Raw genomic sequence first — 14,875 nt, forward strand, 5'->3', positions numbered from 1 at the left:
GCTAGAGTCGGACGGGTAGGTTCGTCCCGCTCTACATGCAAAGGATTTCGTCATGAGTTCAACTGCTTTTAGCCGTCGCTTCGATCTGCGCCTGCCGCTCGTGCAGGGGCCGATGGCGGGCGGTCCCACTACGCCAGCACTCGTGTCCGCTGTATCGAACGCGGGCGGGCTGGGGTTTCTCGCGGGCGCGGCGCTCGCGCCCGAAAAGATCGCCAGCGAAGTGGCCGCGATCCGCGCGCTCACCACCAGGCCGTTCGGCGTGAATCTCTTCGTGCTCGACCGCGCGGATCCGGACGACGCCACCGTGCGCCGCGCGCTTGGCGCGATCGATCCGTTGCGCGCGCAATTTGATCTGCCGCCCGGCGCGCCGCTCGCGGCCTATGCGCCCGACTTCCGCGCGCAACTCGATACGCTCGTCGATCTGCGCGTGCCGGTGGTGAGTTTCACGTTCGGCCTGCTGCCCAGCGAGGATGTGGCGCGGCTGCACGCGGCGGGCAGTTATGTGATCGGCACCGCGACCCATGTCGCCGAAGCGCTCGCGTGGCGCGATGCGGGCGCGGACGCTATCGTCGCGCAGGGCGCGGAAGCGGGCGGCCATCGCGGCACCTTTATCGGCGAGGTGGCGCACGCGTTGATCGGCACCTTCGCGCTAACGCCGCAGATCGCCGACGCGAGCGGCCTGCCCGTGCTCGCGGCGGGCGGCATCATGGACGGACGCGGCATCGCCGCCGCGCTCGCGCTGGGCGCGCAGGCCGTGCAGATGGGCACGGCGTTTCTCGGCTGCGCGCAAAGCGCGATCCCCGCCGACTGGAAAGCGCGTCTGCGTGCATCCGCCGATACGTCGACTTCGGTCACGCGCGCGATCACGGGCCGTCACGCGCGCGGCATCCGCAATCCGCTGATGGCGCAGCTCGAAGCGCACGCGGATAGCGTCGCGCCCTATCCGGTGCAGAACGCGCTGACCCAGGAATTACGCCAGCGCGCCGCGCGCGCGAATGATGGCGACTGGCTCTCGCTGTGGTCGGGGCAGGGCGCGCCGCTGTCGCGCGTGCGCGAAGAAGGCATCGGCGCGGCGCAACTCGTCGATGCGCTCGACGCGGAGTGGCGCGCGACGTTGCGCAGGTTCCACGGCTGAACCCATCTGAAGACGCGGCCGAAAGCGCTCGGATCTGCCGCTGTCCTGGCGCGCGCAACACGTGCGTCAGGACCTTGCGGAAAATTAATCGAAGGCTGACTTTAAAGCCGGAACATCGAGCGCCTATCCAATTCGTTGCGCATTCAAAAAAGCAAACGTTGCCGGACCCATTGCAGGCCCTGCTCAATGCTTCGCATAACTCGCCAAAAATCCCGAAAAATATTCCGGCGTAAATTGGACGAAGCTTTCGAAAGGATTGCAAACGTCGTTTTCGAGCCTTGCTGGACAAGGGTTTCGCGGGAATTGACCAGGTTTTCGAAGTACTCGGGTGAAAGCCTATTGGTACTCGCCCCGATATCTGAAAAAAGTCCCCCAAATTAATTTGATCACCTACACTTGCGCGCAAGTATGGTGCGAGAACGCTGTCACAAACGGCATTCGAAACCATGCTGGCCAGGTGCATCAAGGATGCATCCTGCGTGGTCGTCCGCACGGGGAGCGACACGTCGGGGGCACAGGGCGATTACGTTGCTTTTGGGTTCGAAACTGGAGACTTACATGAATATCAAGCTTCACAAGCTGTTGCCGATCAGCGCTGCAGCCATGCTGTGCGCGTCGTTCGCAACGGTGTCGAGCGCCGACGAAACGGTCAAGATTGGCCACGTCGCTCCGCTCACGGGCGGAATCGCACACCTTGGCAAGGACAACGAAAATGGCGCGCGTCTCGCAGTCGAAGAGATCAACGCCAAAGGTCTGACGATCAACGGCCAGAAGGTCACGCTCGCGCTCGACGCGCAGGACGACGCAGCTGACCCGCGTACGGCCACGCAGGTCGCGCAGAAGCTCGTTGACGACAAGGTTGTCGCAGTGGTCGGCCACCTGAACTCGGGTACGTCGATTCCGGCTTCGAAGATCTATAGCGATGCAGGCATCGTGCAGATCTCGCCGTCGGCCACCAACCCGGCCTACACGCAGCAAGGCTTCAAGACGACGTACCGCGTCGTGGCGACGGATGCCCAGCAAGGCCCGGCGCTCGCGAACTACGCGTCGAAGAGCCTGAAGGTCAAGAGCGTCGCGATCGTCGACGACTCGACGGCTTACGGCCAGGGTCTCGCGAACGAATTCGAGAAGACCGCCAAGTCGCTCGGCATCAACGTTCTGTCGCATGACGCGACCAACGACAAGGCCGTGGACTTCCGCGCAATTCTGACGAAGATCAAGGGCGAAAACCCCGACGCGATCATGTACGGCGGCATGGACGCCACCGGCGGCCCGTTCGCCAAGCAAGCCAAGCAGCTCGGCCTGCGCGCCAAGGTGCTGGCAGGCGACGGCGTGTGTACCGACAAGCTGTCGGACCTGGCCGGCGACGCAACCGACAACATCGTCTGCTCGGAAGCCGGCATGGCGCTCGAAAAGATGGCGGGCGGCAAGGCGTTCGAAGCCAAGTACGAGAAGCGCTTCGGCCAGCCGATCCAGATCTACGCACCGTTCACGTATGACGCGGTCTACATCATCGTCGACGCGATGAAGCGCTCCAACTCGACGGATCCGGCGAAGATTCTCGCAGCGATGCCTTCGACGGACTACAAGGGTGTGATCGGCGAGACGACCTTCGATTCGAAGGGCGACCTCAAGCACGGCGTGATCTCGCTGTACAACTACAAGTCGGGCAAGAAGTCGCTGCTCGACGTGGTGAAGATGTAAATCCGCATGCGATACCAACCGGCTTTGGCCGGTTGGTATCGATGTGAAAAAGCCCACGGGTTTCGGTCCGTGGGCTTTTGTTTTTCCAGCGTCGCGGCAGTGCGCGTTCAGGCCGTGCGCGTCAGATACCCAGACGGCGCAACACCTTCGGCCCCGCGAACGCCACCAGCGCCGCGCACAATGCGACCACGGCCAGACCCACGGTGAGATTGGTCACCTGCGTGATCGCGCCGATCACCACCGGCCCGAACAGCAAGCCGAAATACGCGATGCCCGCGACGTGCGCGAGCCCCTCGGCCGCGTGGATGCCCTTCACGCGCGCGGCGGCGGCGAACAGCACCGGCATCATATTGGCGAGGCCCAGGCCCATCAGCGTGAAGCCCGTGAGCGCCGTGAACGAGTACGGTAGCAGCAGCGCGCCGATCATCCCCGCGCAGGCCAGCGACGCGCTTGCGAGCACCAGTTGCGGCGCGCCAAAGCGTGCGCGCACCGCGTCGCCCGCGAAGCGCGCCACCGCCATGCCGCCCGAGAACGCCGCATAGGCGGCGCTGGCGAGCGCGGGCGTGGCGATCACGACGTCGCGCATATAGACGGTGGCCCAATCGTACATCGCGCCTTCGGCGATCAGCGCGATCAGGGCGATGCCGCCCAGCGCCCACAGCGCGGGCGTGCGCCAGCGGTTGCCGGTCTTGGCGTGCTCGCCGTGGGTGGCGTGCGGCACATGCGGCAGCACGAATGGGCACGACACCCAAAGCACCAGCGCGGCCAGCGCGGACGCGAGGAACAGATGCAGCGCGGGCGCCAGGCCGCGCGCCAGCAGCGCGCCGCCAATCGCCGCGCCCGCCATCCCGCCCAGGCTGAACATGCCGTGCAGCGCCGACATGATGGGTTTGCCGACGGCTTCCTCGACGGCGCTGGCTTCGGCGTTCATCGACACGTCGAGCGTGGCCATGCCGATGCCGAACAGGGCCAGCACCACCAGCAGCATCCAGTAGTAGGGCACCACGAGGATCAGCGCGCCGCACACGGACATGGTGAGGCCGCCCGCGAGACACGCGCGCCGCGAGCCGACCCGCGCGATCCAGCCGCCGATCGTCGTCATCGCGGCGATCGAGCCGCCCGCCACCGCGAACAGCGCGTAGGAGAGCATGGCGGCGCTGAGGTGGAATTTGTCGCGCACGGTGGGCACGTGCACGCCCCAGGAGGCGTACATCATGCCGGCGATGAAGAACAGCGCCATGGTCGCGTAGCGTGCGCGGCGGCGCGTGGCGGCGGGCAGCGCGCGATGCGTCGCGGCAGGCGTGGAAGCCGGATTTGAAGCCGGTGTTGAAGCGGACGCTGGGAGCGCCGGATCGGTGATGCGGTCGGACACGGATAATCCCGTCGAAGAGAGGCCGCGCACATGCCACGGTGTCGGGCACGGCGCTCATACTGGAAGGGACGGCCGCGCGCAGCGTGCGGAAAACGCCAGGCCGCGCAGATACAAGCCGTCTGAAAGGCAAGCGATGATTCTAGCGAAGGCGCGCAATGAGTGCTGATGCCTGCGCGCGCTCTGCTTTAATGAGCGCAGCGCATGCACGGCGATTTCATCGACATTTCATCGACGGAGGACGATTCCTTGAAGATTCCCGCTCACGCTCCGCTTGATCTGCTGCATCAGGCGCCGGCCGGCACGCTCGCCACCCACGCGCGCGAGCCGCAAGGTTTCCCGTATCCGACGCTGCTGCCTTTCGCGACCGATGCGCGCCATCGTCCGGTGATCCTCGTGAGCCGCCTCGCCGAGCACACGCGCAATCTTCAGGAAGATCCCCGCGCGGGTTTTCTGGTGGCGCAAACGAGCGGCGAAGACGTGCTGGGCGCGCCGCGCATGACGTTGATCGGCCGGTTCGAACCCTGCGGGGAGGGCGCGGATGGCGCGCTCGCGCGCCGTTATCTGCGCTATCACCCCGACGCCGCGCGCTATCTCGCACTCGGCGACTTCACCTTCTGGACGCTGCAGGTCGAGCGGCTGCGCTATATCGGCGGCTTTGGCGCGATGGGCTGGCTCGACGGCGTGGAACTCGACACGCTCGATCCTGTGCCCGCCGAAGAGGAAGAAGCGCTGGTCCGTTTCGCCGCTACGCACCCTGCGCGACGCGAGGGTTTGACGCTGCTGGGCGTCGATCGTCATGGCGCGGATTGGCGTATCGATGGCCGGCGCATGCGCCATCCATTCGAGGCGCCGCAACTCGACAGCGCATCCTTGCATGGCGCGCTAGCCAATTCTCTCGCCGCCCATTCAAACTGAGTATTTTCTCTAAAACCCGGCGGTAAAAGGATTCCGGCAGGATTCAGGCAGGCTGAAAACGGCCACAAAGTGGCGTCAGCCGCCAATGATGCATTGCGTCATCGCGCGATATTGACTTCTATTCATCTGAAGTTTTCATGGGATGAAATGTTTATCGTTTTTGAGACAGATAATGTTCATGCCCTGCTAATTATGAGAAACGAATTTATCGACAGATTGGGGCATTGGGTAAAAATACCGATTTGCACGAAATGAAAGATTCTTACCATTTCTACATGCCAGCAAACGCTGACGTCAAACGCTGACGGAAGTGGTGCCAATCATCGGCAAACGTTTCGTAAAATATTTTGATTATTTTATTGCCGCGCGCTTTTCGTGGCATTCGTTTCTGTGTTAATCTCGCCACCAATTTCCGAGGCAATTCAACTGTCAATCGGCATACTGGCATCAGATCGGTAGCCATTATCAACATTCATTAGGGCACCATACTCATGTCGTCATACAAGGAACTCCTCGCTCAGCGGGAAAAGCTGGAAAAGCAGATTCAAGAGGCAAAGGAGCGCGAGTACGCTGAGGTCCTCGACGAAATCAAGCAGAAAATGGCCGATTACGGCATTACCATCGCAGAACTCGGCGGCGCTCGCGCTGCAGGCAAGGCTGCAAAGGCAGCCAGCCGCTCGCGCGCAAGTGTGGCGCCCAAGTATCGTGACCCGGATAGCGGCAGCACGTGGTCGGGCCGTGGCAAGCCGCCGCGCTGGATCGCTGGCCAGGATCGCGATAAATACCTGATCTCGAAGTAATAAGCTGTAATAGATGGGCTTCACGGTCCATCGGTATAAAAGCCGCGCTGTCACGGGGACGCGCGGCTTTTTGTTATCTGGCTTACTGTGACTTTCTTTTTCTTACCATCACTAGTGACGTACATGGCGCGCACCCTTGCGCAGGATTGCTGAACGCGAATGCGAAGGGTTCTCGTAGTCGCCTGATTTAAAAGAAGATTCCAGGGTTATCTCCAATTGGGGACGGCGTCGCGATTACAATCGCGGAAATTCCCTCGTTCGCTTCTGGATCAGCATGTTCACCTCCGCCGCCCCGTTATCCGATAAACAGCAGGTCGCACGCAAGACAACGTTTGTTAGCGTTGGCTTGAATTCGGTGCTTGTCGTGCTGCAAATCGTAGTTGGCGTGATGGCGCATTCGCAGGCTTTGATCGCGGACGGCGTGCATTCGCTTTCCGATCTCGTCTCCGATTTCGTTGTCCTGATCGCCAATCGGCATAGTGGCGCAAAGCCGGATGCCGATCACAATTACGGCCACAGCCGTTATGAAACAGTTGCTTCATTATTTCTCGGCGCATTACTGATTGCGGTGGGCGTGGGCATGCTTGCGCGCGCCGGTACGCGACTTGCCAATCTCGGCGATATCCCGCCCGTCCATGCGAGCGCGCTTGCGGTGGCCGTGCTGGTGCTGGTGTCGAAGGAGGCGCTGTTTCGCTACATGCTGCGCGAGGCGCAGCGCGTGCGTTCCGCCATGCTGATTGCGAACGCGTGGCATGCGCGCTCGGATGCGGCGTCGTCGCTGGTGGTGGCCATTGGCATTGTCGGCAGCCTGGCGGGCGTGCGGCTGCTCGATCCGATTGCCGCTGCCATCGTCGGCTTCATGGTGGCGCGCATGGGCTGGGTGTTCGGCTGGGACGCGCTGCAGGATCTGTCGGATCGCGCGCTCGACGAATCGGCCGCCGCCGATCTGCGCGCGCTGCTGCTGGAGACGCCCGGCGTGCTGGACGTGCACGAGATGCGCACGCGCAAGACCGGCGACCTCGCGCTGGTGGACGCGCATATCCTGGTCGATCCGTTTATCTCGGTGTCCGAGGGACACTTCATCGCCGAAATGGCGCGTGCGCGCCTGCTCACCGATGCGCGCGTGCTCGACGCGCTGATCCACGTCGATCCCGAGGACGACATGCACGTGCGCTCGGTGTCGAACCTGCCGCCGCGCGGCGAAGTCGCGCAAGCGCTGCGCGAGGCGCTTGGCGCGCACGACGTACATGTGGAAACGGTGACGCTGCACTATCTGAGCACCGGGCTGGAAATCCAGTTCGCGCTGGCGGCGCGCGACGACGCGCGGCGTCTGGCCGATGTCGATCTGGAGGCGCTGCGGCGCAAGCTGGGCGCGAGCCGGCTGGAGGCGTTGCAGATGACCGCCGATGCGCGGCTAAGCGCGTCGCCGCCTATCGGCTGAGGCTGAACGAGCGACAGCATCGCCGCATCAATATGAAAACGCCGCGCCGCCATTCATGGCGCGCGGCGTTTTGTCATCGGCAGAGGGCAGACTGGTATGCAGCCTCAGAGCGGCAGCTGGGTATCGAACTTGATTTCGCGCAGCACGACGCTCGTGCGCACCTGCGCAACCGCCGGAATGCGGAAGATGCGTTCGTGCAGGAAGGCGTCGTAGGCCTTGATGTCGGGCGCGACGATCTTGAGGATGTAGTCCGATTCGCCCGTGGTGCTGTAGCACTCGGTCACTTCGGGGCAGGTGGCGATCTCGCGCTCGAACGCCTCGACGCCGCCTTCCGTGTGCCGCGTGAGATGGATATGCGCGAGTGCGCAGACGTGCAGGCCAAGCTTCTCGCGATCGAGCAGCGCGGTGTAGCGCTGGATCACGCCGGACTGCTCCATATCCTTGATGCGACGCCAGCAAGGCGTGCTGGAGAGCCCGACCTGATCGGAGATCTCCTGCACCGAGCGGCGCGCGTCCAGCTGCAGCAGGCGCAGGATCTTCTGAGAGAACGTATCGAGTGTCAAATGCGCCTCCATGTGCGTCGCCGTATTCCCGAATGGTAGAGGTCGGGAAAACGAAACGCAATGCAAACCGCGTTTGGCGAGGGAGATTACCTAACCCGATGCTTAGCTGGCGGCGTTTTGCCCTGATGCGTCCCCGTCATCGGCGCTCGAAAGCGCCTTCAGGGCGGCCTGCTGCGCCCGCAGATCGGCGAGCATGTTGCAGAACAGCGCGCCTTGCTCGATGGCGTCGTCGAGCGCCACATGCGTGTGCGGGTGATCGTCGAACCAGTGTTTGGGGAAGCGCGGCTTGATGTTCTTGCGATAGGGCAGGCCGGTGATCGCGAAGGCGAGTGTCTTGATGTCGAGCGCCGACCACGAGAACGGACAGCGTCCGGCGAAACGCATCATGTACCAGAACATGTAGGTGAAATCGAAACCCGCGGGCATGGCCACGAACACGGGCTTGCCCGGCAGCGCCTCCACCCATTCGACATAGGCGACGAGCGCCGCCGCCGGGTCCTGCAAGTCCTTGCGGCAGGCCGCCCAGGCCTCGGGCTGGGTTTCCCACCACGCGGCCTGCACCGGATGCGGCGCAGCGCCGTCGAGCGTCGCCAGATTCGCCGAGAAGGTGGCGATCAGGCGCTTGTCGGCGGTATAGGCCGCCGAGGCGAAACTGAGCATCGAGTGCGGGCCGGGAATCGGACCGTCGGCCTCGACGTCGGTGCTTACGTAAATCTCTTCGATGGCGGCTTGATTCATCGCTTGCTGTAGATGGCGCGCAAGGTTCTGGGTGCGCGAGTTTAGCCCCACTGCGCCCGGCTGGGTTCATCGCCGACGACGCTGTCTGCCACATAGGGATTGGAGCGGCGCTCCTCGCCAAAGGTCGAAACCGGGCCGTGACCCGGCACGAAGGTGACATCGTCGCCCAGCGGCCAGAGCTTTTCGCGGATCGAACGCACCAGATCCGCATGATTGCCGCGCGGAAAGTCCGTGCGGCCGATCGAGCCGGCGAACAGCACATCGCCGACAAACGCCAGCCGATGCTCGCGGCTGAAAAAGACGACATGACCCGGCGTGTGGCCGGGGCAGTGGTAGACCTCCATCTCCTCGTTGCCGAAGCGTACGGTGTCGCCGTTCACGAGCCAGCGATCCGGCTCGAACGCCTGCGCATGCCCGAAGCCAAAGCGCACGCTTTGCTGCGGCAATTGCTCGATCCAGAAGCGTTCGTCTTCCTGCGGCCCTTCGATCGGCACGCCGAACTTGTCGGCCAGCGCCTTCGCGCCCGCGCAGTGATCGAGATGACCGTGCGTGAGCAGCACTTTTTCGAGCTGCACGCCTTGATTCGCGATCTCCGCTTCGATGCGATCGAGATCGCCGCCCGGATCGACAACGGCAGCGCGTTGCGTCGCTTCGCAGACGAGCAGCGAACTGTTTTGCTGGAACGGCGTGACGGGGATAAGCGTGACTTTCATGCGCGCGGTCGGGCTCAGGAGGTGAAGTGGGCAGCGGGGTTGTCGTGGGGCCGTGCTTGTTCGCATGCGCGGCAAACCGACCCAGGAACCCGATTGTACCGGGGTGTACGACGTGCCGCCCGGCGTCGTCCGGAGCTGGGCGGACGATCGGCGCAGCCCTTGTCAGACAAGGGATTGGCGGGCCTCGCCAAACGGCTTTGTTGCATCAATAGTTAGAAATCATGGAGATTTGCGGGTGGCGAGCATGACAAGAATAACTTTTAGGTATAATGCGACCCATCAAGCACGTTTGTGAGTGCATTCAAGTGGCGATGTGACCTGCAGTAAATAATGGGTCTCGATGCATCGCCGTCAAGCAGTGCCGTCTCAGAGGCCAGCTAAACAGGCTGCCTTACAAGATGGCAAATCAGGTGCCGATCCGTTCGGCACCGCACGTCTTGCCCAGCCAGGCGCTACGCGCCTGCCACGACCTTGCTGTCGTGACGCTGGGTGGGGCCTACGCCGCCGTTCCTGTACGCCGTGTGTTATCCGGCGTGCCTGAATGTGTTCATCGCGTTCGATGGCGGCTTGTGGGGTCTGGTCAGGCTGCCGGGGACAGGTTGCGCCAGACGTGAAAGCAAACTAGCGGTTAGCGGCATATGGGGCCGCATCCGGGTATGGGTACTCGCACGCCTTTTGTTCATGCGACAAGGCGAGCGTGGCGTCCTTTTGCCTGCGACCGCCGGGGTTATCCAGTGATGCACCACCAAGGTGCAGGATGGCCTTGAACAGAAGGCTAATTTATGAATTTTGGACTATCTCGACGACGACTCGGGAGTCTCGCAGCCGTGTCCGTGCTGGCAGGTTGTGCCATGCCGCCCGGCCCGCAGGATCAGGCGCAGGGCAACGCGCTGAGCACCAGGGACGCACACACCGCGTTCGCGTCGCCGCAGAGCTACGGCTCGGCGCTGGCGGCGCTGCCCGCATCGGGCGCAGGCAAGGACAACTCGCTCGCCGATGCACAGGCGATCGACGGCGACGCAGTCGACGCCGGCTCCTTCCGTCAGGTTGGTCGCGCATCGTGGTACGGCCGCGCCTTCCACGGTCGCAAGACCGCAAGCGGCGAGCGCTACAACATGGAAGCGCTCACTGCCGCGCACCGCACGCTGCCGCTGGGCTCCTATGTGCGCGTGAGCATTCCGGGGACCGCGAAGTGGGTCGTCGTGAAGATCAACGACCGTGGCCCCTACGCTCGTGGCCGCGTGATCGATCTGTCCCTCGCTGCGGCTCGGATGCTGGGCCTGCAACACGCGGGTACGGCAAAGGTCAACATCGAAGGTCTCTCGCGTCAGGAAGCGAAGGCCGCGCAAGCCGAAATGCTGGCGGCGAACTCGAACCCGTGATGGGTTGATCGCTGTTTAGTCGGCGTTCGGTGAGTGTGAGTGGTGAGATTCATTAGCGTGTGTCGTCCGTGATGGCGCGTTGCGCGCGCCGGATGAGGTACGAAACCCCTCCACGTATGGATAGACGACTCGTAAAAAGCACGAAGGGCTGCCCGGATTGGGCAGCCCTTCGGTTTTTCTGGCGCAGCAAGCGAGGACTTAGTCCTCGTCGCCTTCCTCTTCATCCTCTTCGTTCTCTTCCTTCAGTTCGAGCGCACGCGCGTAGAGCGTATTGCGCGACGCGCCCGTAAGCGCCGCCGCGATCTTCGCCGCGCCCTTCACCGGCACTTCCTGCAGCAGCACGAGCAACAGCGCATCGTGATCCGCCTCGTCGGACTCGGGTGCGCTTGCGCCTTCGACCACCAGCACGAACTCACCACGCTGACGGTTTGCGTCTTCAGCGAGCCACGTTGGCCCTTCGGCCAGGGTGCCGCACCAGAGCGCCTCATGTAACTTGGTCAACTCGCGGGCGATCAACAGACGCCGCGCGGGACCGAACGCATCGGCAAGCGCCTGCACGGTTTCGACGATGCGATGCGGCGCTTCGTAAAACACCATCGCGTGCGCGTGCGAGACAAGCGGCTGCAGGGCGGACGCGCGCTGCTTCGCCTTGGGCGGCAAGAAGCCGAGGAACGTGAACGTCGCTACCCAGTCGCCCGCAGCGGAAAGCGCGGTTGCAAGCGCGCTCGCGCCGGGCAAGGGCACGACCTGGAAACCGGCGGCGCGCACTGCATCGACGAGCTTCGCGCCCGGGTCGGAAATGCCCGGTGTGCCCGCGTCCGACACGCAGGCCACGCGCTCGCCCGCGCGCAGATGCTCGATCACGCGCAGTGCGGCTTCGCGCTCGTTGTGCTCGTGCACGGCGATGAGCGGCTTCGAGATGCCATAGCGCGTGAGCAACTGGCCGGTGTTGCGCGTGTCTTCGGCGGCGATGCGATCGACCAGACCGAGCACGTGCAGCGCGCGCACCGTGATATCGGCGGTATTGCCGATGGGGGTCGCCACGACATACAGCGTGCCGGCCGGATATTGCTGGCCCTGAGCGAGTTCGAAAGGAGACGACGTCATGACACGGAACGCGCGAGCGCAAGAAAAGAGGCCGTCATTGTGCCATGTGGGGGAGGGCGCGACGGCGCATCGGGACACCGGCGCGCGAAACGGCGAAGACAACTTTTCCGCGCGCGGCCAGTCGAAAGCGCAAGGTCGTGGGGCCACGCGGCGCGAGGTGGGCGATCGCTTCGAGGCGCATGCGATGACTTATCTGCAACGCCAGCGTCTGGTACTCGTCGCGCGCAACGTCCATTGCCGGGGCGGCGAACTCGACCTCGTGATGCGCGAGCGCGACGGCACGCTGGTGTTCGTGGAGGTGCGTGCGCGCACGCGGGCCGCCTACGGCGGCGCCGCGGCGAGCGTGGGATGGCACAAGCGGCAACGCGTTCTGCTCGCCGCGCGCGAGTATCTGCTCACGCATGCGCAGGAGCATGGCGCGCTGCCACCCGCATGCCGCTTCGACGTGGTGACGTTCGAGGGTGGCCGGCTCGCGTGGCTGCGCGATGCGTTTCGCGAGGACGAAAGCTGATGAGGCTTCGGTTGCGTGCGCGGGTTACGTATTGATACCGAATAAGCGCGAACCAGCCGTGAAGAAGCGCGCAGAATACGCGCGAAGGAAAAGAACGCCGGAAGAGAACCCCTGCGAGTGCGCTAAACTTGCGGCACGCCGCAACCAAGGGGATTTTCGCGAAGATTTCGCGTTTCTCCGCAGTACAGATTAGAGAGTCGATGTCCGTCGAACGTATTCAACAGCATTTTCGCGATAGCGCAGCTACGCAGCTCGCCGCGATGGAAACCCTGGCCGTGCCGATTGCCGCCGCGGTCGATACGATGTTCGCCGCGCTGGCGAACGGAAACAAGATACTGGCCTGTGGCAACGGAGGCTCGGCCGCCGACGCCCAGCACTTCGCCGCCGAACTGATCGGCCGCTTCGAACGCGACCGCCCGGGCCTGCCCGCGCTGGCGCTGACGACCGATGCATCGGTGCTCACGGCGGTGTCGAACGACTACGCCTACGACCAGGTGTTCGCGCGCCAGGTGCGTGCGCTCGGCCAGCCCGGCGACGTGCTGCTGGCCATCACGACCTCGGGCAATTCCGCCAACGTGCTGGCCGCCATTGCCGAGGCGCACGAACGCGAAATGATCGTGATCGCGCTGACCGGCAAGGGCGGCGGCCTGGTCAACGAAACGCTCGCGGATACCGACATCCACCTGAGCGTGCCGTCCGACCGGACCGCGCGCGTTCAGGAAGTGCATCTGCTGACCATCCATTGCCTGTGCGACGGCATCGACGCGATGCTGATGGGCGAGGATTGAAACCGGCTTGACTCGAACCGACATCGAAGCACCAAGGAGAGGGAGTTGATGAGCAGAAACAGCATGACGCGCGCGCTGGCCCGGACCACGCTGACGATCGGCTTCGCGGCCTCGCTGTGCGCGAGCCTGCAGGGCTGCTTCCTCGCGCTCGCGGGCGCGGCGGGCGGCACGGCGCTGGTGGCGACCGACCGACGCACGGTGGGCTCGCAGACCGAAGATCGCGAAATCCAGGTGAAGGCGCTGTCGAACGTGACGAGCGGGCTGAGCGACGCCGCGCACGTGAACGTGGCGGTGTTCAATCAGCGCGTGTTGCTGACGGGCGAAGTGCCCGACGAGGCTTCGAAGCAGAAGGCTGAAAGCATCGTGCGCGGGATTCCGAATGTCGGCTCGATCGTGAATGAGCTGGCGGTGCAGCCGGCTAGTTCGTTCTCGTCGCGCGCTAATGACTCGTATCTGGAAGGGCGGGTCAAGAGCGAGCTGGTGATGTACAAGGAGATTTCGGCGAACAACTTCAAGGTGGTGGCCGAGCGCGGGAATATCTATCTGATGGGCCTGGTGACGCCGCGTGAGGGTAACGTTGCGGCGAATGCGACGAGCACGGTTTCGGGCGTGGCGCAGGTGGTGAAGTGCTATCAGTACATCGCGCCGGATCAGGCGCTGGCTTCGTCGTCGGGGAATGCGCCGGTTTCGAGTGCGCCCGCGCAGCCCGCGGCTGATGCGCCGACGGTGGGGGCGATTCCGGATTCGGGTGTGAGTTCGAGGCCGATCGAGCAGCAGGCTCCGGCGCCGGTGATGGAGTCGTCGCCCGCGCATGCCGGGTCAACCGGGGCGTCGATGTGATGGTGAGGCGATTGGTGGTTGGGCTGGTTTTGGTGGGGGCTGCGGCTTCGGCTTCTTCGGTTGCGTTTGCTGGGGATGGGCAGGCGGTTGCGCGTGCGAATGCTTGTATGGGCTGTCATGCGGTGGACCGAAAGCTGGTTGGGCCTTCATTTAAAGACATCGCTGCGAAGTACAAGGGTGATGCCGGGGCGCAGGCCAGGCTTGAAAAGAAGGTTCGCGAGGGCGGGGCCGGAGTTTGGGGGGCGATTCCGATGCCCTCTCATCCCGGCATGAGCGCTGGGGATATCCACGATGTTGTGGCCTGGGTGCTGGCTGGGGCGCCTGCTTCGTCTTCGAAGTAGTTTTGGTTGCGGCGACGCAATTTCTGGGGTGGTGCGCTGAAAAATAGGTGTGCTACACTCATCGGGCAGTGGGGCGGTAGCTCAGCTGGGAGAGCGTCGCGTTCGCAATGCGAAGGTCGGGAGTTCGATCCTCCTCCGCTCCACCAAGATTTCCTTTTAAAACCGGTCACTTAGACCGGTTTTTTCATTTTGGCGCTACTTCCGTCATCGTTGGTTTGGCACACCGCCGGGTGACATCAGGGTGACAGACTGGCCCGTCTGAGGACGTGGACGACACAGGGTCTGTCACACGGTCAATCCTTCGACCCTGCGGCGATGCGAGCACGCTCGCCGAAACCCTCCAGTCCGTCGATATCGTGCCACGGCAGGCCCCCAGCCTTTCAGCAGTTTTCGTAGCGACCCATGCCCGTTTTCAATTGTTGTGCGATGTTAGACCAGCCAATAGCTGCGATTCCTTAGCCACAGAAATCTTCATAAAGGCTCCCGCCTTCGGCACGAATCATCCATACGCATTTCTCACGCAAT

The 14,875-nt window shown here is 63.5% G+C and carries 15 protein-coding genes and 1 tRNA gene; 11 read left to right on the forward strand and 5 right to left on the reverse strand.

Annotated elements, in window-relative coordinates; translation table 11 throughout:
- The first annotated feature begins 52 nt into the window (after positions 1-52).
- Both F4827_RS04515 and F4827_RS04520 read left to right on the forward strand, forming a co-directional pair.
- Positions 53-1,135, forward strand: coding sequence for a nitronate monooxygenase family protein (locus F4827_RS04515; protein WP_183722102.1), 1,083 nt, complete (start codon positions 53-55; stop codon positions 1,133-1,135).
- Between the two features lie 558 nt (positions 1,136-1,693).
- A complete protein-coding gene (locus tag F4827_RS04520; protein WP_183722105.1) occupies positions 1,694-2,839 on the forward strand; it encodes a branched-chain amino acid ABC transporter substrate-binding protein in 1,146 nt (381 codons plus the stop codon).
- A gap of 121 nt (positions 2,840-2,960) precedes the next feature.
- On the opposite strand, the gene F4827_RS04525 is transcribed toward F4827_RS04520, so the two are convergent.
- Complete coding sequence (locus tag F4827_RS04525) at positions 2,961-4,199, reverse strand: MFS transporter (protein WP_183722715.1); 1,239 nt, start codon at positions 4,197-4,199, stop codon at positions 2,961-2,963.
- A 213-nt stretch (positions 4,200-4,412) separates the two neighbouring features.
- Here F4827_RS04525 and F4827_RS04530 point away from each other — a divergent pair, with 213 nt between their 5' ends.
- From F4827_RS04530 to F4827_RS04540, 3 genes are all read left to right on the forward strand, one after another.
- On the forward strand, positions 4,413-5,126 hold the full coding sequence (locus F4827_RS04530) for a HugZ family protein (protein WP_183722107.1): 714 nt from the start codon (positions 4,413-4,415) through the stop codon (positions 5,124-5,126).
- A 491-nt stretch (positions 5,127-5,617) separates the two neighbouring features.
- Positions 5,618-5,926 carry an H-NS family nucleoid-associated regulatory protein gene (locus tag F4827_RS04535; RefSeq protein WP_183722109.1) on the forward strand — a complete coding sequence of 103 codons (309 nt, stop codon included), beginning with the start codon at positions 5,618-5,620 and terminating at the stop codon, positions 5,924-5,926.
- Positions 5,927-6,200: 274 nt separating this feature from the next.
- Positions 6,201-7,367, forward strand: coding sequence for a cation diffusion facilitator family transporter (locus F4827_RS04540; RefSeq protein ID WP_183722111.1), 1,167 nt, complete (start codon positions 6,201-6,203; stop codon positions 7,365-7,367).
- A 104-nt stretch (positions 7,368-7,471) separates the two neighbouring features.
- On the opposite strand, the gene F4827_RS04545 is transcribed toward F4827_RS04540, so the two are convergent.
- The 3 genes from F4827_RS04545 to F4827_RS04555 form a co-directional block, all read right to left on the reverse strand.
- Positions 7,472-7,942, reverse strand: coding sequence for an Lrp/AsnC family transcriptional regulator (locus F4827_RS04545; protein ID WP_181315535.1), 471 nt, complete (start codon positions 7,940-7,942; stop codon positions 7,472-7,474).
- Positions 7,943-8,032: 90 nt separating this feature from the next.
- Complete coding sequence (locus F4827_RS04550) at positions 8,033-8,668, reverse strand: exonuclease (RefSeq protein WP_183722113.1); 636 nt, start codon at positions 8,666-8,668, stop codon at positions 8,033-8,035.
- Positions 8,669-8,709: 41 nt separating this feature from the next.
- The gene (locus tag F4827_RS04555; protein ID WP_183722115.1) at positions 8,710-9,381 is read right to left on the reverse strand and encodes an MBL fold metallo-hydrolase; all 672 of its coding nucleotides are present in this window, start codon (positions 9,379-9,381) and stop codon (positions 8,710-8,712) included.
- Positions 9,382-10,163: 782 nt separating this feature from the next.
- On the opposite strand from F4827_RS04555, the gene F4827_RS04560 reads away from it, so the two are divergent.
- A complete protein-coding gene (locus F4827_RS04560; RefSeq protein WP_183722118.1) occupies positions 10,164-10,763 on the forward strand; it encodes a septal ring lytic transglycosylase RlpA family protein in 600 nt (199 codons plus the stop codon).
- A gap of 198 nt (positions 10,764-10,961) precedes the next feature.
- On the opposite strand, the gene rsmI is transcribed toward F4827_RS04560, so the two are convergent.
- Positions 10,962-11,870, reverse strand: coding sequence for a 16S rRNA (cytidine(1402)-2'-O)-methyltransferase (rsmI, locus tag F4827_RS04565; protein WP_183722121.1), 909 nt, complete (start codon positions 11,868-11,870; stop codon positions 10,962-10,964).
- Here rsmI and F4827_RS04570 point away from each other — a divergent pair.
- From F4827_RS04570 to F4827_RS04590, 5 genes are all read left to right on the forward strand, one after another.
- Entirely contained in the window at positions 11,869-12,381 is a 513-nt protein-coding gene (locus tag F4827_RS04570) for a YraN family protein (protein ID WP_183722124.1), read from the forward strand. The genes rsmI and F4827_RS04570 overlap by 2 nt on opposite strands.
- A gap of 200 nt (positions 12,382-12,581) precedes the next feature.
- Positions 12,582-13,169, forward strand: a complete 588-nt coding sequence (locus F4827_RS04575; protein WP_183722127.1) for a phosphoheptose isomerase — start codon at positions 12,582-12,584, stop codon at positions 13,167-13,169.
- Between the two features lie 48 nt (positions 13,170-13,217).
- A complete protein-coding gene (locus F4827_RS04580) occupies positions 13,218-14,009 on the forward strand; it encodes a BON domain-containing protein (RefSeq protein WP_183722130.1) in 792 nt (263 codons plus the stop codon).
- Positions 14,009-14,350, forward strand: coding sequence for a c-type cytochrome (locus F4827_RS04585; RefSeq protein WP_183722133.1), 342 nt, complete (start codon positions 14,009-14,011; stop codon positions 14,348-14,350). Before F4827_RS04580 ends, F4827_RS04585 begins: the two co-directional genes overlap by 1 nt.
- A gap of 70 nt (positions 14,351-14,420) precedes the next feature.
- A tRNA-Ala gene (locus tag F4827_RS04590) sits at positions 14,421-14,496 on the forward strand.
- Positions 14,497-14,875: the final 379 nt, after the last annotated feature.

Origin of the sequence: Paraburkholderia bannensis, assembly GCF_014200455.1 — a bacterium.
In the GTDB taxonomy this organism is placed as follows: Bacteria; Pseudomonadota; Gammaproteobacteria; order Burkholderiales; family Burkholderiaceae; genus Paraburkholderia; species Paraburkholderia bannensis_A.